This is a genomic window from Rhodococcus sp. AQ5-07 (assembly GCF_009707305.1).
Taxonomy (GTDB): domain Bacteria; phylum Actinomycetota; class Actinomycetes; order Mycobacteriales; family Mycobacteriaceae; genus Rhodococcus_F; species Rhodococcus_F erythropolis.
Genome location: NZ_CP046099.1, coordinates 4,734,782 through 4,753,249 on the forward strand (window position 1 = coordinate 4,734,782; position 18,468 = coordinate 4,753,249).

20 protein-coding genes are annotated in these 18,468 nt (G+C 62.8%); 7 read left to right on the top strand and 13 right to left on the bottom strand.

Annotated elements, in window-relative coordinates; all coding sequences use genetic code 11:
* Positions 1–21 precede the first annotated feature (21 nt).
* From GJB56_RS22065 to GJB56_RS22080, 4 genes are all read left to right on the top strand, one after another.
* Positions 22–699, top strand: coding sequence for an SDR family oxidoreductase (locus GJB56_RS22065; protein ID WP_021332580.1), 678 nt, complete (start codon positions 22–24; stop codon positions 697–699).
* Positions 700–838: 139 nt separating this feature from the next.
* Positions 839–1,618: a TIGR04222 domain-containing membrane protein gene (locus GJB56_RS22070; protein ID WP_020909823.1), complete on the top strand. Its 780-nt coding sequence runs from the start codon at positions 839–841 to the stop codon at positions 1,616–1,618.
* Between the two features lie 5 nt (positions 1,619–1,623).
* Complete coding sequence (locus GJB56_RS22075) at positions 1,624–2,538, top strand: TIGR04222 domain-containing membrane protein (protein ID WP_230091045.1); 915 nt, start codon at positions 1,624–1,626, stop codon at positions 2,536–2,538.
* Complete coding sequence (locus GJB56_RS22080) at positions 2,535–3,443, top strand: TIGR04222 domain-containing membrane protein (protein ID WP_113683363.1); 909 nt, start codon at positions 2,535–2,537, stop codon at positions 3,441–3,443. Before GJB56_RS22075 ends, GJB56_RS22080 begins: the two co-directional genes overlap by 4 nt.
* On the opposite strand, the gene GJB56_RS22085 is transcribed toward GJB56_RS22080, so the two are convergent.
* Genes GJB56_RS22085 through pdhA form a run of 5 tightly spaced genes read right to left on the bottom strand, consistent with a single transcriptional unit; the run spans position 3,372 to position 9,281 of the window.
* Positions 3,372–4,478 (bottom strand): Glu/Leu/Phe/Val dehydrogenase family protein, encoded by a 1,107-nt coding sequence (locus tag GJB56_RS22085; protein WP_113683364.1) that lies wholly within the window; start codon positions 4,476–4,478, stop codon positions 3,372–3,374. The genes GJB56_RS22080 and GJB56_RS22085 overlap by 72 nt on opposite strands.
* 24 nt (positions 4,479–4,502) lie before the next feature.
* On the bottom strand, positions 4,503–5,912 hold the full coding sequence (gene lpdA, locus GJB56_RS22090; RefSeq protein WP_195849627.1) for a dihydrolipoyl dehydrogenase: 1,410 nt from the start codon (positions 5,910–5,912) through the stop codon (positions 4,503–4,505).
* Between the two features lie 14 nt (positions 5,913–5,926).
* Entirely contained in the window at positions 5,927–7,150 is a 1,224-nt protein-coding gene (locus GJB56_RS22095) for a dihydrolipoamide acetyltransferase family protein (RefSeq protein ID WP_113683547.1), read from the bottom strand.
* Entirely contained in the window at positions 7,147–8,151 is a 1,005-nt protein-coding gene (locus GJB56_RS22100) for an alpha-ketoacid dehydrogenase subunit beta (protein WP_113683365.1), read from the bottom strand. Before GJB56_RS22100 ends, GJB56_RS22095 begins: the two co-directional genes overlap by 4 nt.
* Positions 8,152–8,153: 2 nt before the next feature.
* Positions 8,154–9,281 (bottom strand): pyruvate dehydrogenase (acetyl-transferring) E1 component subunit alpha, encoded by a 1,128-nt coding sequence (gene pdhA / locus GJB56_RS22105; protein WP_113683366.1) that lies wholly within the window; start codon positions 9,279–9,281, stop codon positions 8,154–8,156.
* Positions 9,282–9,435: 154 nt separating this feature from the next.
* On the opposite strand from pdhA, the gene GJB56_RS22110 reads away from it, so the two are divergent.
* From GJB56_RS22110 to GJB56_RS22120, 3 genes are read left to right on the top strand one after another with little or no spacing between them, the layout of a single operon-like run.
* Entirely contained in the window at positions 9,436–9,906 is a 471-nt protein-coding gene (locus GJB56_RS22110) for an Lrp/AsnC family transcriptional regulator (RefSeq protein ID WP_020971454.1), read from the top strand.
* Between the two features lie 46 nt (positions 9,907–9,952).
* Entirely contained in the window at positions 9,953–10,777 is an 825-nt protein-coding gene (locus GJB56_RS22115; protein ID WP_113683367.1) for a DUF692 domain-containing protein, read from the top strand.
* Complete coding sequence (locus GJB56_RS22120; RefSeq protein WP_020971456.1) at positions 10,774–11,100, top strand: hypothetical protein; 327 nt, start codon at positions 10,774–10,776, stop codon at positions 11,098–11,100. The genes GJB56_RS22115 and GJB56_RS22120 overlap by 4 nt, the downstream gene beginning before the upstream one ends.
* On the opposite strand, the gene GJB56_RS22125 is transcribed toward GJB56_RS22120, so the two are convergent.
* The 8 genes from GJB56_RS22125 to GJB56_RS22160 all read right to left on the bottom strand — a co-directional run bounded on the left by GJB56_RS22125 (position 11,089) and on the right by GJB56_RS22160 (position 18,381).
* A complete protein-coding gene (locus GJB56_RS22125) occupies positions 11,089–11,883 on the bottom strand; it encodes a family 1 encapsulin nanocompartment shell protein (protein WP_113683368.1) in 795 nt (264 codons plus the stop codon). The genes GJB56_RS22120 and GJB56_RS22125 overlap by 12 nt on opposite strands.
* Positions 11,880–12,938, bottom strand: coding sequence for a Dyp-type peroxidase (locus tag GJB56_RS22130; protein ID WP_044480584.1), 1,059 nt, complete (start codon positions 12,936–12,938; stop codon positions 11,880–11,882). The genes GJB56_RS22125 and GJB56_RS22130 overlap by 4 nt, the downstream gene beginning before the upstream one ends.
* A gap of 68 nt (positions 12,939–13,006) precedes the next feature.
* Entirely contained in the window at positions 13,007–13,963 is a 957-nt protein-coding gene (locus GJB56_RS22135; protein WP_046379703.1) for an SMP-30/gluconolactonase/LRE family protein, read from the bottom strand.
* A gap of 33 nt (positions 13,964–13,996) precedes the next feature.
* Positions 13,997–14,953, bottom strand: coding sequence for an alpha/beta fold hydrolase (locus GJB56_RS22140; protein WP_019746174.1), 957 nt, complete (start codon positions 14,951–14,953; stop codon positions 13,997–13,999).
* A 1-nt stretch (position 14,954) separates the two neighbouring features.
* The gene (locus GJB56_RS22145) at positions 14,955–15,329 is read right to left on the bottom strand and encodes a nuclear transport factor 2 family protein (protein ID WP_003942502.1); all 375 of its coding nucleotides are present in this window, start codon (positions 15,327–15,329) and stop codon (positions 14,955–14,957) included.
* Positions 15,330–15,394: 65 nt separating this feature from the next.
* The gene (locus tag GJB56_RS22150) at positions 15,395–16,075 is read right to left on the bottom strand and encodes a HEAT repeat domain-containing protein (protein ID WP_046379705.1); all 681 of its coding nucleotides are present in this window, start codon (positions 16,073–16,075) and stop codon (positions 15,395–15,397) included.
* Between the two features lie 54 nt (positions 16,076–16,129).
* Positions 16,130–17,560: an APC family permease gene (locus GJB56_RS22155; RefSeq protein ID WP_037136903.1), complete on the bottom strand. Its 1,431-nt coding sequence runs from the start codon at positions 17,558–17,560 to the stop codon at positions 16,130–16,132.
* 98 nt (positions 17,561–17,658) lie between these two features.
* On the bottom strand, positions 17,659–18,381 hold the full coding sequence (locus GJB56_RS22160) for a FadR/GntR family transcriptional regulator (protein WP_021332595.1): 723 nt from the start codon (positions 18,379–18,381) through the stop codon (positions 17,659–17,661).
* Positions 18,382–18,468: the final 87 nt, after the last annotated feature.

An 18,468-nucleotide genomic window follows, 5' to 3' on the forward strand; every position in this document is an offset into this window, starting at 1 on the left:
CACACTCGATAGGCTCGGACCATGCGTCCTACTGCCTTGATCACCGGTTCCAGTCGCGGCCTCGGAGCTGCCATCGCACGCGAACTGGCGCCGACACACGACCTGCTGCTCGGTGCACGATCCGCGCAGGCCCTCGAGCCGATCTGCGCCGAACTGCCCAGATCGACGCCTCTACCCCTCGACCTCACGGACTACGCCGCCGTCGCGGTCGCTGCCTCCTCCATCACGACGCTAGACGTGCTGGTACACAACGCCGGCGTGGCCGACATCGGAACCATCGAGGAATCCTCGGTCGATCAGTGGCGACGCACCCTCGAGGCAAACGTCATCGCCGTCGCCGAACTCACTCGTGTCCTCCTTCCTGCCCTCAGGGCAGCCGGTGGCCACGTCGTACTGATCAATTCCGGTGCCGGACTGCGCGCCAACGCCGGCTGGGGCTCGTACGCGGCCAGCAAGTTCGCCCTGCGCGCCTTCGGAGACGCCCTACGTCTGGAAGAGCCGGCACTGCGGGTCACCTCCATTCACCCCGGTCGAATCGACACCGACATGCAGCGCAACATCGTCGCCGGCGAGGGCGACGAGTACGACCCGGAACGCTTCCTGAAGGCCTCCACTGTGGCGCGTGCCGTACTCACTGCCGTCGAAACACCGTCCGACGCACACCCCACGGAGATCGTGCTTCGACCTACCGGCCGGTAAATCCCCAGTTCGCCGGTAACGGAATGATGACGATGGCCACCCGGATATCGCTTTTCCCGGTACTGGCCCGATACTGACATCAGTTGTCGGACAAAGAGACTGGACTGGTTCTCAGGAGTTCATCGAGAGGTGGTGTGCGATGCATGATCATACGAATACGTGGGGAATTTCCACCGAGGCTTTCCTCGGGTGGTACGTCGCCGCTGCCACCGGAGCTGTGGTGATCGCACTTGTGATCAGAGGCGTCGCCATGCGCAAGCCCACACCTGCATTGCGCACACTCACACCACCGGAGATGGGTGTACTGACCAGCGACGAGCGTGCGGTACGCGCTGCCGTGGCAGAACTCGAGAGTGCTGCATATTCTGCCGGCCAGGGTCAGCATGACCGCTTCACCCGCATCGTCCGCCAGCGGATCGACGACGCCGGTGGAACTGCCGTGCCCTCCCGGCTCGTGCCGACACTTCCGCTGCCCCTGTTGGAGCTTCGTAGCGACCTGGTGCAGGCCGGCTACCTGAACGGCAATCGTGAACACACTTTGACGCGATTGTCCGTGGTACCGGTCGTTGTCGTCGCCGTGGTCGGCACGATCAGGACCGGATTCACTGTCGTGAACGAGAACCCGGTGGGATACCTTCCGCTCGTGGTCGTCTGCCTCGCCCTGATTGTCGTAACCCTTCTCCGCCTGAGCCGACGCACTCGTTTCGGCCAGGTCGAATTGAGTCGCCTGAAGGACGAATACTCCTACCTCACACCGAATTTCCAACCGTCGTTTGCTACCTACGGGGCGACGTCGGCGGGTATTGCCGCGGCACTCTTCGGTCCGGGTCGCGACGGCGGTTGGGCACCCGGATGCGGCGGCGGGTCTTCACCGTCCAGTTGCTCGACCTTCTCGAGCACCGTGAGCTGTGGGGGGTGAGTGCGGTGAACAACTACTACTCAGCCGACACGTGGGGGATCCCCAGCCAGACTTTCCTTCAGTGGTACCTGGTGGCGGCTGCCGTCGCGATCGGACTCTCGCTGTACAGCCGAATGACTGCGCGCCGGTCGCCCGTGGTCGTCGACTCGGTCCGTCGGCCGCTCACTCCTCCCGAGATCGGTGCCTTGACCAGTGACTACCAGGCCGTTCTGGCGTCGATGGCTATTCTGCGTAGCGCCGAACTGATCAGCACCGAAGGAAAGACCAAGCTGGCACTCACTGCGGAGGACAAGAGTCGTCTCGACTGGTTCACCCGTACCGTGCACAAGCGACTCGGCAACGGAAAGGTCCCGCTGCGGCAGGTGCGTCTGATGGGACGGCTGAACGTCGCACTCACACAACTACGTACGACGCTGATCGACGAGGGATACTTGCAACGCCCGCAGGACGGGCTGACTGCTGCCTTTCGGACCGTTCCGATCCTGGCGGTAATTGGTCTCGGCGTAGTCCGTCTCGTCGCCGGCATCGCCGGCGGTAAGCCGGTCGGGTTTCTGCTCCTCACCATCATCGTTCTCGCGCTGATGATTCCACTTCTCCGCATCAAGCGTCGTCGGACAGCTTTGGGCGACAGCGAGCTTCGACGCCTCAAGCACGAAAACTCGTACCTCTCACCGAAACTGCGGCCCGCGTACACGAGCTACGGTCCCTCGCTCGCCGGACTCTCGGCGGCGCTCTTCGGTTCGGGCGCTCTGGTTCTGATCGATCCCGCGCTGGCGGGAGCGGTGGCTGCGGGCGCCGCGTACAGCCCGGGCGGCGGGGGTTCGAGCTACTACAGTTGTGGCTCCTCATCCGGATCGTCCGGCTCGGACGGCGGTGGCGGCAGCGGTAGCAGTTGCGGCGGCGGGGGGTGTGGGGGATGAGCACGCATGCAGCCGACACGTGGGGGATCCCCAGCGAGGATTTCCTCTACGGCTACATAGCCGTTTCGGCCACGCTCATGGTTCTCACTCTGGGGTGGCGTCTGATGATCCGGGCACGCCGGTGCAGGTATTCCGCCGGGCACGGGTATTCCGCCGAGCAACTGACCCCTCCGGAAGTCGGCATGCTGACAGACGAGTCACGCGCCATCGCAGCATCGTTGGCAATCCTGCGTAGCGCTGATCTGATCACCACCGACGGCGCTGTCCTGCGCCCGTTGGGCCCTGGCGACGAGACCCTGGACTGGTACACCCTCACCGTGTACCAGCGCCTGGCCCAGCAGGCCCTACCCCATCGTCGGCGGCAACTCGCCGAGCGCATGACGGTGGAAACAGCTCGCCTACGAAACTCTTTGGCGGACCGGGGATACCTGACCTCCGACAGCACCAGGCGTTCAATCTTTCTCTCCACAGTTCCGCTGAAGATCCTGGTGGCCGTGGGTATCGTCCGCATTGCTTTCGGACTGCACAACGACAAGCCCGTCGAGTTTCTGATTCTCGCCGTACTCGCCACCGGGTTCAGCATCCCGCTGCTCGGGCTCAACTTCGATCGCACCACCTCGGGCAATGCGGCACGTTCGGAACTGACCACGGCACACGCCTACCTGTCCCCGCGCAACAAGCCTGCCTTCTCTGCCTACGGACCACGCTTGGCGGGGATGGCCGCCGCTCTCTTCGCCGGTTCGGCGATGCTGATGATCAATCCCGCCTTGGCCTCCGCCGCCGGAATCGGTGCCGACGGCAGCGGAAGTAGCGGGGGTTCGGACGGTGGCGGTTCAGACGGGGGAGGCGGCAGCTGCAGCGGGGGTGGCGGATGTGGCGGCGGCGGTGGTGGATGCGGGGGATAGCCGCGTCCGGGCGAGCAGAAGCGCTGCGGCCTCGGTAGTGATGCCACGTTCCTCGCTCAACGAATACACCTCGTCCAGAGTTCGACCGATCCCTCGGGTTCGTTCGACGACGTCGTCTTCGTTCCACCCCAGGACTTCTCGCCCCACGAGGTGAAAGGCTCCGCCTGCGTTCGCCACGAAATCAGGGGCACAGAGAACCCCGCGGCTTCGCAGAACCTCGCCCGCAGCGGCATCGGTCAAGATGTTGTTTGCTGCGCCCGCCACGGCCAGAGTCGGAATCGACGCAGCAACAGCGGAATCGATGATGCCTCCCATCGCACAGGGAGCAAAGAGGTCACACGACGTTCGAAGTACCTCGTCCGCAGGAACGATCGTGTGCCCCGCAAGAGAAGCCGCCTCGAGGCGCTGCGGGTCCGTATCGGCAACAAGCAGGCGTGCCCCAGCCTGCGCTGCGAGACGCACAACATCCCCGCCGACGGCGCCGAGCCCCTGAACCAGCACCTTTCGGCCGTCGAGTGTTCCGAGTCCACGACGACGCGCCGTGGCCTTCATCGCTTCGAACACGCCCAGAGCCGTGGCGTGCGCGCTGGAACCGGCGCCACCATTGTCGACCGAACGCCCGAAGACGTACTTGGTGGTGCGACTGAGCTGATCCATGTCGGAAGAGTTGGTGTTGACGTCAGGACCGGTCCAGTAGTTTCCCTCGAGCTTGTCGATGTTCTCCGCGTGAATGTCGAGGATACGAGACCAAGTCGCCGAGTCGATCCGATTGCGCGGTGCGGGCAGTGCTATCACCGACTTCCCGCCACCCATCGGCAGGTCGGAGACAGCCATCTTCAAAGTCATTGCGCCGGACAGCTTCCCGGCGTCCGCCAGCGCGTGACCGATCGAGGGGTAATGCGCCGCCCGCGTGCCACCCGACGCCGGTCCCAGACGGGTGGAGTCGATTCGGATCACAAAGGTCGTGTCGGTCTCCCGATCATGTCGGGTGACGGTCAGTTCACCGTCCCAGCGCAGTTCGTCGTCGATGCTCATTGCAGATCCTCTTCTGGTCATGGTTCAGCGGTGCGCGTGCAGTGGTGTTCCCGCGAGTGCGAGCATGGCCTCGCCCAACGCCTCGTTCTGGCTGGGGTGCGCGTGGATGAAACGCCCCACTTCATCGGGAAGTGCTTCCCAGGCGACGGCCAACTGCGCCTCACCGATCAGTTCACCAACCCGGTCGCCTACCAGGTGGACGCCGACGACGGGACCTCTGGTTCCGCTGCGAATCACTTTGATTCCCCCGGTGGTTCGCAGGATCTGACTCTTGCCGTTACCCGACAGGTCGTAGACGACGGTGGAGACGTCACCGTACTGCTTGCGCGCCGCCTCTTCGCCGAGTCCGACTGATGCAACTTCGGGATGTGAGTACGTCACGCGAGGAATCAAGTGTTCGGCGACCGGTATCGGATCCTTCCCGGCGATCTGTTCAGCCACAAAGATCCCTTGTTGGAAACCTCGGTGCGCCAACGCAAGACCGGGCACGATGTCGCCGACCGCGTACACACCGTCCACGGACGTACGGAGGCGTTCGTCGGTAACGACAAAACCCTTGTCGAGGCTGATTCCGTTTTCTTCGAAACCGTTACCGCCCGTGCGGGGTCCGCGGCCGACGGCGACCAACAGTAGTTCGGTATCGGATATCGTTCCGTCGCCTAGTTCGACGCGGACCGAATCGGCTGCTTCTTTCGCGGAAACGATCTTTGTGTCTGTCTTACAGACGATTCCGCGTTTCCGGTAAGCCCGCTCCAGCTGCTTCGACGACCACGGGTCCTCCGCGGCGATCAGTCGCGGGAGTGCCTCGACGATCGTGACTTCGGCGCCGAACGAGCGCCAGAGGCTCGCGAACTCGACGCCGATGACACCGCCACCGAGCACTGTCGCGCTGGTGGGCACCCGGTCGAGTTCGAGCGCCTGGTCACTGGTGAGGATCCGGCGGCCGAGTTCGATGCCGGGCAGTTCCCGCGGATACGATCCGGTGGCCAGTACGAGTGATGTTCCGGTATAGCGGGTTCCGTCGACGTCGATGCTTCGCCCACCGACGTACGTTCCGTATCCGTTGACGATAGTGATCTTGTGTTGCGCCAACAAACCTTGCAGACCGCTGTACAGCCGCTCGACTGTCCCGTTTTTGTAGTCGTGCACCTGCGCGATGTCGATGCCGTCAAAAGATGCTCGGACTCCGAATTGCTCACTGGTGCGTGCCGAGTCGGCGACCTCGGCGGAATGCAGCAGCGCCTTGGTCGGGATGCATCCGCGGTGCAGGCACGTTCCGCCGACCTTGTCCGCCTCGATCAGCGTGACCGACAATCCGAGTTGGGCGGCGCGGATGGCGCAGGCATAGCCGCCCGATCCTCCACCGAGGATCACGACATCAATGTGCTGTTCTGCAGTTGTCATCGGAGCCTTGGTCATCGGAGGCTTGGTCATCGGAGGCTTGGTCATCAGAGCCTTCCCAGGACGCGGATCGGGTTCTCGATGTAGTCACCGAACAGCCTCAGGAATCCACCGGCTTCGCCTCCGTCACAGACGCGGTGGTCGAAGCTCAACGAGATCTGAGTGACCTTACGGACGGTCAACTCGCCGTTCACCACCCACGGCTTGTCGATGATGCGCCCGATCCCCAGAATTGCCGCCTCGGGGTGATTGATGATCGGAGTCGATCCGTCAACCCCGAATACCCCGTAGTTGTTGAGCGTGAACGTGCCGCCGGTCAGGCGGGCGGGTTCGAGTTTGCCGTCGCGCGCAAGGTCGGTGGTCACCCGAAGTGCTTGTGCGAGTTCGACAGTGCTCAAGGTGTCGGCATTTCGAATGACCGGTACCATCAATCCCTTCGGTGTCTGTGCGGCAATTCCCAGGTGGATGCGGGCGTGTCGAACGATCTCGCCTCGAGCAGTATCGACCGACGAGTTCAGTTCGGGGTACTGCGCCAACGCCGCGATGGTCAGCCGAGCCAGGAGCGCCATCAGTCTGATCTTGTCGGAATCGGGCAGTGACTTGTTGATCTCGGCTCGCGCCGCCAACAGTTCGGTGGCGTCGACGTCGACCCAGGTTGTCGCGTCAGGGATCTCACGGCGGCTGGTGGACAGCTTGTCGGCCACCACCTTGCGAAGCCCCTTGATCGGGATGCGTTGGTCGCTCACGTGCGACGTTTCCGTCTCCGGGCCGGTGTTCGACCCGGCCTCGACGTCAGCGCGCGTTATCACCCCGCCTGCACCCGATCCGGAGAGCAAGGAGAGGTCGATATCGTTGTCGACAGCCAGCTTACGAACGATTGGTGAGATCACGCGTACCGACGGAGCAGCTTTGCGACGGCGTCTCGGTGCATCCTCACTGGTGCCGTAGCCGATCAGGACGTTGCCCGAACCCGCGCGTTCCTCTTCACGGTAACGCTCGTGGTTGGCCGAAACGACCGCGTCGACACTGCCGCCACCACTCACAGTGATCAACGGCGTGCCAACCTTCAAGGTGTCGCCGTCCTTGCCATGTAATTCGACGACGGTCCCGGCGAACGGGATAGGCACGTCCACAGCAGCTTTCGCAGTCTCGACCTCGACGACGATCTGATCGATGGTGACCACGTCGCCGACCTTGACGTGCCACTCCGCAATATCGGCCTCGGCCAGACCTTCACCCAGGTCGGGGAGCATGAATACCTGATTGCTCATGCCGTCACCGCCCAACGGGTGTCCGGGGCGTCGTTCCACTGCAGACGGTCGACGGCGTCCAGGACACGGTCGACGCTGGGCAGGTGGTGACGCTCGAGCTTCGGCGCGGGGTAGGGGATGTCGAATCCGCTGACCCGGAGCACCGGAGCGTGGAGATGGTGGAAGCATCGCTCCTGCACGCGAGCAGCAATTTCCGCACCAACACCGGCAAAGCCCTGCGCTTCCTGGATGACGATGCAGCGTCCGGTCTTTCGCACCGACGCGGTGACCGTCTCGTCGTCGAACGGCACTATCGACCGGATGTCGATCACCTCGATGTCGCGGCCCTCGGCCGCAGCAGCCTCGGCGGACTTCAGTGCAACCTCCACGGACGGACCGTAGGCAATGAGCGTCGCGTCACGACCGGGGCGCCGGACGACGGCGCGCCCGATCGGCTCCCGTGCGGTCAGTTCGACATCGGCTCGCGAGAAGTACAGCTTCTTGGGTTCGAGGAAGATCACCGGGTCGGGGTCCTCGATCGCCGAACGTAGCAGTGAGTACGCATCTTCCACCGTGGACGGCGCCACGACCTTCAGGCCGGGTGTGTGTGCGTAGTAGCCCTCGCTGGAATCACAGTGATGCTCCACCCCGCCGATACCGCCGGCAAAAGGAACACGGATGACTATCGGAATCGACAGTGCACCCTTGGTGCGGTTGCGGATCTTTGCGACGTGCGAGGCGATCTGCTCGAATGCCGGATAGGCAAACGCGTCGAACTGCATTTCCACGACCGGACGAAAACCGGCCATGGCCATGCCGATTGCGAATCCGATGATGCCGGACTCGGCGAGGGGAGTGTCGAAGCATCGGTCGTCGCCGAAGTCGCGGGTGAGGCCGTCGGTGACGCGGAAAACGCCGCCCAGGGTGCCGACGTCCTCACCGAAGACGACAACGTTGTCGTCCGCAGCCAGAGAGTCACCTAGCGCGGTGTTGAGGGCCTGAGCCATCGTGAGCATGGGCATGGTCAGTGTCCCCCTGTGTCAGCGGCTTCGGCGGCAAGTTCGGTTTCGAGTTGGGCTTGTTGCTCACGCAATTGCGGTGTCTGCTCGGCGAAGACATACCGGAACAGATCGAGCGGATCGTGCGGGCGGTCGACGTTCATGCCGGCGCGCAGTGTGGCGGCCTCGGTTTCTGCCTCTGCGGTCAGTGATTCCACGAAGGCGTCGTCGATCAGATCGTGTGCGCGCAGATACTTTTCGAGACGCGGCAACGGATCTCGCCCGAGCCAGCTTTCCACCTCGGCGCTGTCGCGGTAGCGGGAGGCGTCGTCGGCATTGGTGTGTGCGTCGATGCGATAGGTGTGTGCCTCGACGATCACCGGTCCGTTTCCGCTGCGGACGAAGCGCGCCGCCTCGTCCATGACGGCCATCATCGCAACAGGATCGTTGCCGTCGACCTGCTCGCTGCCGATCCCGTAGCCGACGCCCTTGTGCGCCAACGTCGGTGCTGCGCTTTGACGTGACAACGGCACGCTGATCGCAAATCCGTTGTTCTGCACCAGAAAGACGACCGGTGCCTTGAAGACGGCGGCGAAGTTCAGCGCTTCGTGGAAATCACCCTCACTGGTGGCCCCGTCGCCGCAGAGCGCCAGCGCGACGGTGTTCAGGCCCCGTCGGGACTCCCCGTAGGCCACCCCCGCTGCATGCAGCAATTGCGTTGCCAGCGGGGTGCACTGCGGCGCACTGCGCAGCGCTACCGGGTCGTACCCGCAGTGCCAGTCGCCGGCAAGCATGCTCAGAATCTGCACCGGATCGACACCCCGAGCAGCCAACGCCATCGAATCCCGATAGGTGGGGAAGAGCCAGTCACTCGGCTCCAGACTCATCGCTGCCGCGATCTGGCATGCCTCCTGCCCTCGCGAGGACGGATACACGGCCAAACGCCCCTGTTTGGTCAGCGCCGTCGCCTGCTGGTCGAAGCGTCTGCCCAGGAACATCTTTCGATACATCTCGATCAGGCGATCGTCGCTCGGTTTTGCGTAGCGGGCCTCGCTGCGCGTCAGTTCTCCAGCAGGGTCGAGGTACTGCACCGCGGAATCGGCCGGCAGGAACTTTTGATACCGCAGTTCCCCCAAGGGCTCGACAAGAGTCACTTCTACCTCCAGAAGACGTTGTGTCCATCAGTATTCGCACTTCGGCGACGTAATGGCAGAAGGCGTCGAAGATTCAAGACAAACGGCCTATCATCAGGATTCGGGCAGCAATATGTCCATCAACCGACTCGACTACCGAAGCAGGAATGGACAGATGGCCACCGAACCGCACGCTCTCGATGCGATCGACCGCCGCATCATCGCCGAACTGGTCGCAGACAGTCGCATCTCCATGCGTGCACTGGCCGAGAAGGCGCACATATCTCGCGCTCACGCCTACGTCCGCATCGAAAGGCTCGAGGACGCCGGAATCATCACCGGATTCACGACGCGGATCGCCCATGAGAAGGCCGGACTCGGCTCCTCGGCGTACGTGGCGCTCTCGATCAGGCAGCACTCGTGGCGAGGTCTGGCTGCGTCCTTGAAGGCCCTGCCGTTTGTCGAGCACTTCTCCCTCCTCGGCGGCGACTTCGACGTTCTGGTGCTGGTTCGAGCCCCGGACAACCAGGAACTACGCCACACCGTTCTCGAAGAACTCCAGGGACTCGACGGGGTTCTCTCGACCAAAACGTGGCTGATCTTCGAAGAAGGCAACGGTCCGGGACCCAACTGGTTGCCCGGCTGATCCGTCTATAGTCGCCGTTAGCAGTTGCACACGGGAGGTGACTCGAATGACCCTGTACGGCCTGGGAATCGGTTGGCGTCCCGAGGTATCCGGAATCATCGCGCAGCTAGACGGCCTGGCGTTCTGCGAAGTCATTGCGGAATCCATCGGAACCGAGATACCGCCGCACCTCGGTTCGCTGGGAGTTCCGGTGATCCCGCACGGAATCTCGCTCTCCCTTGGCGGGGCCGAGGCGGTAGATCAGGCACGGATCGATCACCTTGCGCATGCAGCCCAGCTACTGGACGCCCCCTTGGCGAGTGAGCACATTGCATTCGTGCGGGCGGGCGGCATAGAGGCCGGGCACCTGCTCCCACTGCCACGCACCTACGAAGCGATCGATGTCTTGGTACGCAACATCACCCGCACTCAGGACGGTCTACCGGTGCCGTTTGCCGTCGAAAACGTTGCCGCCCTTTTCGACTGGCCCGACGACGAGTTGACCGAAGGGGAGTTTCTCTCGGAGATCGTCGACCGCACCGGGGCTCTGCTGGTTCTCGACATCGCGAACGTCTATGCCAATGCCCTCAACCGAGGGCGTGATCCCTGGGCCGAGCTGATCCGGCTACCACTCGAGCGAATCGCATACTGCCACATCGCCGGTGGCAGCATCAGCGACGGCAAATACCACGACACGCATACCGATCCTGTGCCCGAAGCCGTGCTGGAACTCCTTGCGCAGTTCACCGCCGCCGGTCACCATCCCGCGATAATGCTCGAGCGTGACGGAAACTATCCGCCGGCACTGGAATTGCTCGACGAACTCGATGCCATCGCCGACGCATCGGGGCTCGATCGCATCACCGCGGGCACCGATTGGTCACGCACATGAGCGCGCTCGGTGAGCGTCAAGAGGCACTGATTCGCGCACTGGTGGCAGGCGGCGAACTACCCGAAGGCTTCGACAAAGACGATGCTGCCGTTGTCTCGACGGCACTGCTCCGAAAGCGCGCAGGAGAAGTGGCGCACCACCTTCCGGTCGTGCGCCACACTCTCGGCGATCGCTATCTTCGGTTGTTCACAGCGTGGGCGGACGGACGGCCGAAGACGTCTTCGCACGCGGACGCCCAGGCTTTTGTCGCCCACCTCCAGGACATCGGCGAACTGCCTCGCTCGCCCTGGCATCAGAGGTTTCGAAGGCTCTTACGCAAGTGAGACAACGGCTTCGCTGGTGTACATGAGGAACGTCATCGATTCCTGGAAGTACAGCTCGACGGAGTTCGAATCGTGCGAGAGGTAACCGATGGACAGGTCCTGGCCCAGATGCAGTTCGTAGTCACCACCACGCGTCGACAGCAGGAAAGCGCCGTCGATGGCCGGGGCCCAGATGATCTCGCCGTCGAGAACGCGTCGCAGGTGCTCGCGGATGGGGTAGCCGTGATCGGAGGTCTCGTTGATCGCGGTGAACGCGTCGGCGTTCAGGAGCAATGAGTACGGTCCGTTGACACCGGCCAGGCGCAGTGACGTGATCGCCTGGCTGATGGCTTCCGGGTAGTCCTTGGCGTCGATGGGGAGCTTCAATTCCGGGTTGGAACCGCTCGCCCGCACGCCGGTAATGCTGGCTGCGGGGTATCCCTCGAAGATGGCGCGGTCCTCGGCGAACGCGATCTGCTTGGCGGCATCCTTGACCGGCTGCCAGTCGGAGTCCTTGGCGCCGCGTTCGACGTCGTCGATGGCCTGACGGCTGACGGTGAACGGGACCCGCAGTTCGATGACCGGCTGCGACTGACGAGCGTGTGCGATGACGCCGTCGGCCAAGGGATTGATCGGCACCTGATGTCCGAGCGGGATGGCCGCAAGATCGTCACCTGACGGGCCCTCCACGTCCACCACACGACGACCGGCGACGTGGCGCTTGAAGGTACGGCTCGCCTCTTCTTCGATCTCGGCCCAGGCTGCTGCCGAAATGGGTGCTAGGTCGCGGTGCAGGTTTGTCATTGCTGGGCACTCCTTTTGAGGCTGCCGATTCCGAGAGAACCGTCAGAGATGGGCGCTGTGAACGTCGCTTCGGGAACGAGCCTGGTCGGCGCGTCCGGGGGATCGTCGAGAAAGTCCGCCGTCGGAACGAAGAAATTGATTCCGGTGACGGCGGTGGAGAAATCGAGAATGCGGTCGTAATTGCCGACGGGATTCCCGATGAACATGTTGGTCAGCATCTGCTCGGTGACCGTCGGCGACGCCGAGTAACCGATGAAATAGGTACCCATCTCAGCGGAGCCGACGTGGCCGAACGGCATGTTGTCGCGCAGAATCTGGATCTGCTCACCGGATTCGTCTTCGATGACGGTGAGCGCGGTGTGCGAGTTGGCCGGTTTCGTGTCGTCGTCCATCTCGAGGTCTTCGAGCTTGGAGCGTCCGATGACGTTCTCCTGCTCCTCGACGGGCAGGGAGTTCCACTCCGACATGTCGTGGAGGTACTTTTGGACGATGACGTAACTGCTGCCCGCGAAGTCCGGATCCTCGTCACCGACGGTGACCGCGACGTAGGCGGCCTGCCCGGACGGGTTCTCGGTGCCGTCGACAAAACCCATGAGGTCGCGTTGTTCGAAGTACTTGAACCCGTGGACCTCGTCGATCACCGACGCGGCGCCGGCCAACCTGTTGGTCACGACCGTGGCGAACTCGAAGCACAGGTCCATTTGACGGGCCCGGATGTGGAACAACAGATCGCCCGGTGTGCGGGGAGCGTGGTGTTTGTCACCGGTCAACTCGACAAAAGGATGCAATTCTGCCGGCCGTGGACCCTCGAACAGACGGTCCCACGCATCCGAACCGATGCCGACGACGGCGGCCAAGCCACCGGCGGGAACCCGGAATCCGATCGAGCGTTGCAGCCCGGAAATATCCGCCAGAACGTCGTGAACTGCCTGCTCACCACCCTCGTCGATGGTGAAAACCAGGAAGATCGCAGCTTCGGTGAGCGGGGTCAGCAACGGCTGCGGTATCGCGGGAAGGGCCACTTCGGCCTCGTCGATCTCACTCGTTTCCGCCATGCAGACCAGTATGGACGATTCCGGCAGTCCCGGCATCAGTAGTGGGTAAGACGAGTGAAGGTGTCGCGTTACGGTGTCGCGGCCTGGGCGCCCGCGTCGAAGCCAGCCGGAATCTCGAAGATCTTTCCGTCGAACCCAGCGCGGTAGAGATGCCCGGCCGCGAATCCGGAAGTGCCACGCCCGTAGGTCAACACACTCGACGCCTGCAGTCCGCTGGTGAGCGAGCAGTACTGGCCAGGTCCGTCGATCCGCCACACCTCACCACTGATGTCCGTGGGAACGATTGCGCGATCTCGCGAGTCCAGGGTCAAACCATCTGGAGCAGAGAAGGTTTCGAGACCGCCGAGATCGACCAACGATTCCGAATACCCTGGATTGTCGACGGAGATGCGGCTGACACCCGGGTTTGCGAACGTGCGCGAGACGTAGAGCCAGCGATTATCGGCGCTCAGGGCGGCGCCGTTTGCACTCGGGAAAGTCGCCCACGCCGGGTCGACGGCACCGCCTGGGCTGACCTTACCGATCAACGAACCGAAATCGTTGGTGGCATAGATCGTTCCGTCGTGCGCGACGGCGAGGCCGTTTGCAGCGCTCAGACCACCGGCGATCGGCGTCACGGCACCCGAGTTCACGTCCACCCGCGCGACCGATGCAGCACGCGTCAGATCGCCGATCAGCACGCCGGCGTTTGCTCCGGTTCCCACCAGCAGTGAACCGTCCGGGCTCCACGCGAGTGCGCCCGCACCGCCGGGAACCGTCGCGATCGGAACTGCGGCCTGACCAGGCGCGTCGACGCGGAAGATTCGACCACTCACCAGGTCTGTCGTGTACAGGCGACCCTGCCCGTCCACGGTGACACCCTCGAGGGCCGCGCCCGGAATCTGGGCGCTGAGGATTGCGGGGGACGAGCCAGGGCAGGGCGGCGCGGCCGCGGCACCGGACACACCCAGAGCCAGAAGCGAACCGGCAACAAGAGCACCGGTGATACCTACCCGAATACCGCGATCGAAGATCCTGGTGCGCATCTGCGCAACGCTAGACCTTCGGCCCGATTTCGCCTAGAGCGACCGAAGGAAAGAGATCAAAAGTTCATTGACCTCGGTAGCACGTTCCTGCTGTACGAAGTGCCCCGCGCCGCCGAGAAGGTGCACACCCCGCAGGTCGGGGACGGTGTCCTTCATGCGGTCCAATGCCTTGGGGCCGCTCATCGCTATGACCGGATCCTCGGCGCCCGCCACGAAGAGCGTCGGGACGTTGACGTTCGCGCCGTCCAGATCCGCACTGCGTTCCCAATTGGCGTCGTACGCTCGGTACCAGTTCAAGCCGCCTGTGAAACCTGTTGCAGTAAAGGCCTTTACATAAACATCCAGATCGTCCTCGGTGAGCCACGACCACGGCAATGCAGGCGCCTCGGGCAGTACGTCGAGGTAGCCGTTTCCTTCGGACGGGTTCTTCCAGACGTCGAGGTACCGGTAAGCCCCGGAGAGGGCATGGAAGAGCCGCTGAAGAAACTCACGTGGACGGGCGTCGAGTTCGCGCTCCGCGACACCCGGTTCCTGGAAATAGTGAATGTGCAGAAAATGCTTGCGCGCCATCGCGGCGTAGATGGTCGAGGGTTTTGCGGGAAACCGGTCGGGCGCATAGGGGACCGCCAACGAGACAAGCCCCGCAACACGATCGGGATGGCGCAGAGCGGTGGTCCACGCGACCGGCGCGCCGAAATCGTGGCCGACGAACACCGCTTTGTCGATTCCGAGAGCGTCGAGTAGGTCGATCAGCCGGTTCGCGACGGCATCGTTGGTGTAGTCCTCGACCGCTTCGGGGCGGGTAGTGCCGCCGTAACCGGGCATGTCGAGTGCGATCGCCCGAAAACCCGCTTCCGTCAACGCTGCCGACTGATGCCGGTAGCTGTACCCGAGGCCGGGAAAGCCGTGACACATAACCACAGCTGCCCCAGAACCGGAATCGTCAATCTGCCAACGGAATCCGTCGACATCGATCGTCTTGACCGTCATGTCAGGCGGTGATCATGTCTTCCTGGTTCCAGAATGCACGCATCGACAGGATCTTTCCGTCGTCGTCGAAGGTCATGACGTCGATGGGTGCGATGGTCAGGGTCTGCTCGCCGAGCTTGGTGATCAGCGAGAAGTGGAATGCCGCTTCGTTTCCGGCGATGCGGAGGGTCTGAAGGTGAGCTTCCTGGTCGAAATTCTCGATCACGGAGTAGAACTCGAGAATGGACTCGCGGGTGGTGCGCACGTCGGTACCAACCGGGTCTTCAACGGTTGCACCCTCGGCATACAGGGCCACAACCTGGGCGGCAGTGCCCGTGGCAACTGTCTCGATGTAGGCGTCGACGGTCTTGCGGATTACCTCTGCGGACGGTGCCATGGTCTACCCCTCGTAGTTAGAACAGGTTCTAATTCTGAGGATAACCTACGTCTCTGGTCCACGGGTCAGGTTTCGAGCACCTTGCGCAGGCGAGCCTTCTTCCGGTTCTCCCGGACGATCCAGACGACATCGGCGTCATCCGACGCCTCCAGGGAGACGAATGCCGGCAGGGCATTCTCCGGATCAGCCGCGACCGCGACGCTCCAGCAGTATCCGAGCGCCTGCCGGAGAGTACGTGTGTCGGCGTCACGACGGGCATCAGCTGGTTGCGAGACGATCCACTCGGTAGCGTCTCGGCACACCTGGACGGCCAGCGCAGCGTTGGTCCTGTCCTTCAGCAACCGTGGCTCGCAGATCCCGGCAGCCGCTGCGCGCAGAGTCAATGGATGGGTGGAGCGTGCCCACTGCTCGATGATCGCCCGGAACAATTCCGGATCCGTGTCGCCTATCGCTTGAACGGCCATCGCGGCAGCTTCACGTGCACGCCACGAAGCACTGGTGGTCGCCTCCGTCAGACTGTCCAGAACAGCCTCGTCGCGTGAACGAACAAGGATGAATCCGAGCCCGACGATCCCACAGCAGCGGATGTATTCGTCTTCGGACTCCACCGCCTGCAGGATGTCGTCGTCATCGGCGCCGCGCGCGAACTCGAGCATGAGCGCGAGGTTCGCGCGCGGGCCGGGCAATCCTGAACGCTCCTGCAGATAACTCCACAGTTCATCGCCGTCCAGATCCGCGAATGTCATGGGAGTCCTGCTTTCTCGAGTGCGGGTGCACCCATCATTTCACCGAAGGCCCTCTCATGACGGGAGTTCGAAGCTCACTTGCTTGCGTCGACGCGCATAGAGGAATCCACCGACAAACGCGAGCACCAGCACTCCGGTCATCACCACGGCCAGAACGTTGCCGCCCAGAAGAAGCGGGAGGTTTCCGGCAATGGCGATCGCGAATCCGATGAGGCCGACGAGCCCCAGGCTCGGGGCAAGTTTGGTGTGCCAGAGGCGCTGATCGACCTTCGTACGATGAAAGAATACGAGAACGGCGAGGCACGTGAGCAACATGAGAGCCACGATCCCCACCGTCGCGACGCCGGCGAACCACGCGAAGATCTGTGTCACCGGATCCAGACCGATGACGATGCAAGCTCCGAGAAGCACTAGAGCACAGCAGGATTGCACCACCGACGCGATGTGCGGCGAACCATGCACGCGGTGCGTCCGCCCACCTGCACCCGGCAGAACGCCGGTGTTCGACAGAACAAAGATGTATCTGGCCAAGACATTGTGGAGAGACAGAACTGCGGCAAAGAGACTGGACACCAACAGAATTTGAATCAGATGGGCTGTCACCGTTCCGGCAAAGTCAGTGGCAGTGGTGATCAACATGCCGTCGGGATCGGTGCTCGCAATGTCCACTGCACCCTTGTCGCCCCACGCCGTCACGACCGCCCAACTGGAGAGAGCATAGAAGCCGCCGATGAGGATCAAGGCGGCGTATGTCGCTCGCGGGATAGTCCTCGCGGGATCCTTCGCCTCATCGCGGAAGATCGCCGTCGACTCGAACCCGATGTAGCCGGCAAGCGCGAATACCAATGCGACACCGGGGGATCCGGAGAAAATATCCGACGGAGAGAACATTGCCGTCGACGGACCTTCCGGACCACCGTCGGCGATGATGAAAGCGTCGAGTACGACAACGATCCCGACCTCTGCGATCAACAGGATGCCGAGCACCTTGCCCGACAATTCGATATGACGAAATCCCAGGACGGCTACCAGAGCCAACGAGGCGAGCGAGAAGATCCACCACGGCACTTCCGGACCACCGTAGGAGGTGATCAACGAACTCATTGCCGGGCCGAGGTAGCCGTACACCGCCAATTGCACTGTGCTGTAACTGACAAGCGCCAACATCGCACTGCCGACACCGGCACCACGGCCGAGACCATGTCCGACGTAGAGATAGAACGCGCCGGTTCCCGGGATGTAACGCGACATCGCGGTGAATCCGACGGCGAAGAGCAGAAGTACACCGGTGGTCACGGCGAAGGTCATGGGGAAGCCCGCACCGTTGCCACCGGAAATGCCCAGCGGCACAAGCCCACTGATCACAGTCAGCGGAGCGGCCGCGGCAACGACCATGAGGACTATCGAACCGGTACCCAGCGAGCCTCGTAGAGTTCGGTCATCGCCGGATGCATCATGTGAAGCATTGACGGAAGTATGGGTCATACCGGCGATGTTAGAACCATTGAAGTCGATTCGGGACCCAATTCACAAAACTTTTACTTGCGAAAAACGGGACGAACCGTCCGTTCGTCGCGCTCCCGTCAGCCTTCTTCCTGCAGCGCCAAGCGTTTGAGCTCGTCTTTTGCGTGCAGAATGTGACGTTCCATTGCCTCCGCCGCGCGAGCGCTGTCGCCCCGCTTGATCGCCTCGAAGATTTCCTTGTGCTCCACCCTCGAAGCCTCGACCTGGTCTTCGAACACGAGATGATCGACGGGGACGAACATTTCACCGCGAGCCTCGACCACAGCGGCCTCCAACCTGCTGTTTCCCGCCGCTCTGGCGATACCGCCGTGGAACCTGGCGTCACAAGCCCGGAACGATCCCCGACTTCCGGAAACCCCCAATTGCTCAATGGATTCGAGCAACTCGAGAAGATGACGATCGGTTCGCCGGACCGCCGCGAGGCTTGCCGTGCGCATTTCCAACCCGATACGGAGGTCGACGATCTCGTCGATGTCTGCTTCTCGCGCTTTCAACTGGCCAACCCAGTCTTCATAAGGCCTGGTCAACTCCGAAACGAACGATCCGCCCGTGGCTCCTCGCCGCACCTCGATGTATCCCATCGCCTGAAGGATTCGGACCGCTTCTCGCACACTGACTCGACCGACTTCGAGTTGCTGAGACAGTTCACGCTCGGACGGCAGGCGATCACCGGGGCTGAGCGCGCCGCTGTGAATGAGCAGTCGCAAGCGTCGAGCGATATCCTCCCCCAACGTCGGTGCACTGACCATGAATTCGATGGCCGGCAGCTTGTCGATCTGCACGTCTCGTACCCCCTACTCGGTGCCTGGACCGACACTTACGCTTCGTCTTGACCTACGAAATCGAACGCTCCCATTCGCAACTGTCCT

Excerpts from the sequence above, each read along its gene's own strand:
- GJB56_RS22140 (WP_019746174.1), bottom strand. The coding sequence starts at position 14,953 with ATGACGGTCAAGACGATCGATGTCGACGGATTCCGTTGGCAGATTGAC.
- lpdA (WP_195849627.1), bottom strand. The coding sequence starts at position 5,912 with ATGACCAAGCCTCCGATGACCAAGGCTCCGATGACAACTGCAGAACAG.
- GJB56_RS22130 (WP_044480584.1), bottom strand. The coding sequence starts at position 12,938 with ATGGCGGAAACGAGTGAGATCGACGAGGCCGAAGTGGCCCTTCCCGCG.
- GJB56_RS22135 (WP_046379703.1), bottom strand. The coding sequence starts at position 13,963 with ATGCGCACCAGGATCTTCGATCGCGGTATTCGGGTAGGTATCACCGGT.
- GJB56_RS22100 (WP_113683365.1), bottom strand. The coding sequence starts at position 8,151 with ATGCCCATGCTCACGATGGCTCAGGCCCTCAACACCGCGCTAGGTGAC.
- GJB56_RS22120 (WP_020971456.1), top strand. The coding sequence starts at position 10,774 with ATGAGCGCGCTCGGTGAGCGTCAAGAGGCACTGATTCGCGCACTGGTG.
- GJB56_RS22110 (WP_020971454.1), top strand. The coding sequence starts at position 9,436 with ATGGCCACCGAACCGCACGCTCTCGATGCGATCGACCGCCGCATCATC.
- GJB56_RS22115 (WP_113683367.1), top strand. The coding sequence starts at position 9,953 with ATGACCCTGTACGGCCTGGGAATCGGTTGGCGTCCCGAGGTATCCGGA.
- GJB56_RS22085 (WP_113683364.1), bottom strand. The coding sequence starts at position 4,478 with ATGAGCATCGACGACGAACTGCGCTGGGACGGTGAACTGACCGTCACC.
- GJB56_RS22070 (WP_020909823.1), top strand. The coding sequence starts at position 839 with ATGCATGATCATACGAATACGTGGGGAATTTCCACCGAGGCTTTCCTC.
- GJB56_RS22125 (WP_113683368.1), bottom strand. The coding sequence starts at position 11,883 with ATGACAAACCTGCACCGCGACCTAGCACCCATTTCGGCAGCAGCCTGG.
- GJB56_RS22080 (WP_113683363.1), top strand. The coding sequence starts at position 2,535 with ATGAGCACGCATGCAGCCGACACGTGGGGGATCCCCAGCGAGGATTTC.
- GJB56_RS22095 (WP_113683547.1), bottom strand. The coding sequence starts at position 7,150 with ATGAGCAATCAGGTATTCATGCTCCCCGACCTGGGTGAAGGTCTGGCC.
- GJB56_RS22145 (WP_003942502.1), bottom strand. The coding sequence starts at position 15,329 with ATGGCACCGTCCGCAGAGGTAATCCGCAAGACCGTCGACGCCTACATC.
- GJB56_RS22065 (WP_021332580.1), top strand. The coding sequence starts at position 22 with ATGCGTCCTACTGCCTTGATCACCGGTTCCAGTCGCGGCCTCGGAGCT.
- GJB56_RS22150 (WP_046379705.1), bottom strand. The coding sequence starts at position 16,075 with ATGACATTCGCGGATCTGGACGGCGATGAACTGTGGAGTTATCTGCAG.
- GJB56_RS22155 (WP_037136903.1), bottom strand. The coding sequence starts at position 17,560 with ATGACCCATACTTCCGTCAATGCTTCACATGATGCATCCGGCGATGAC.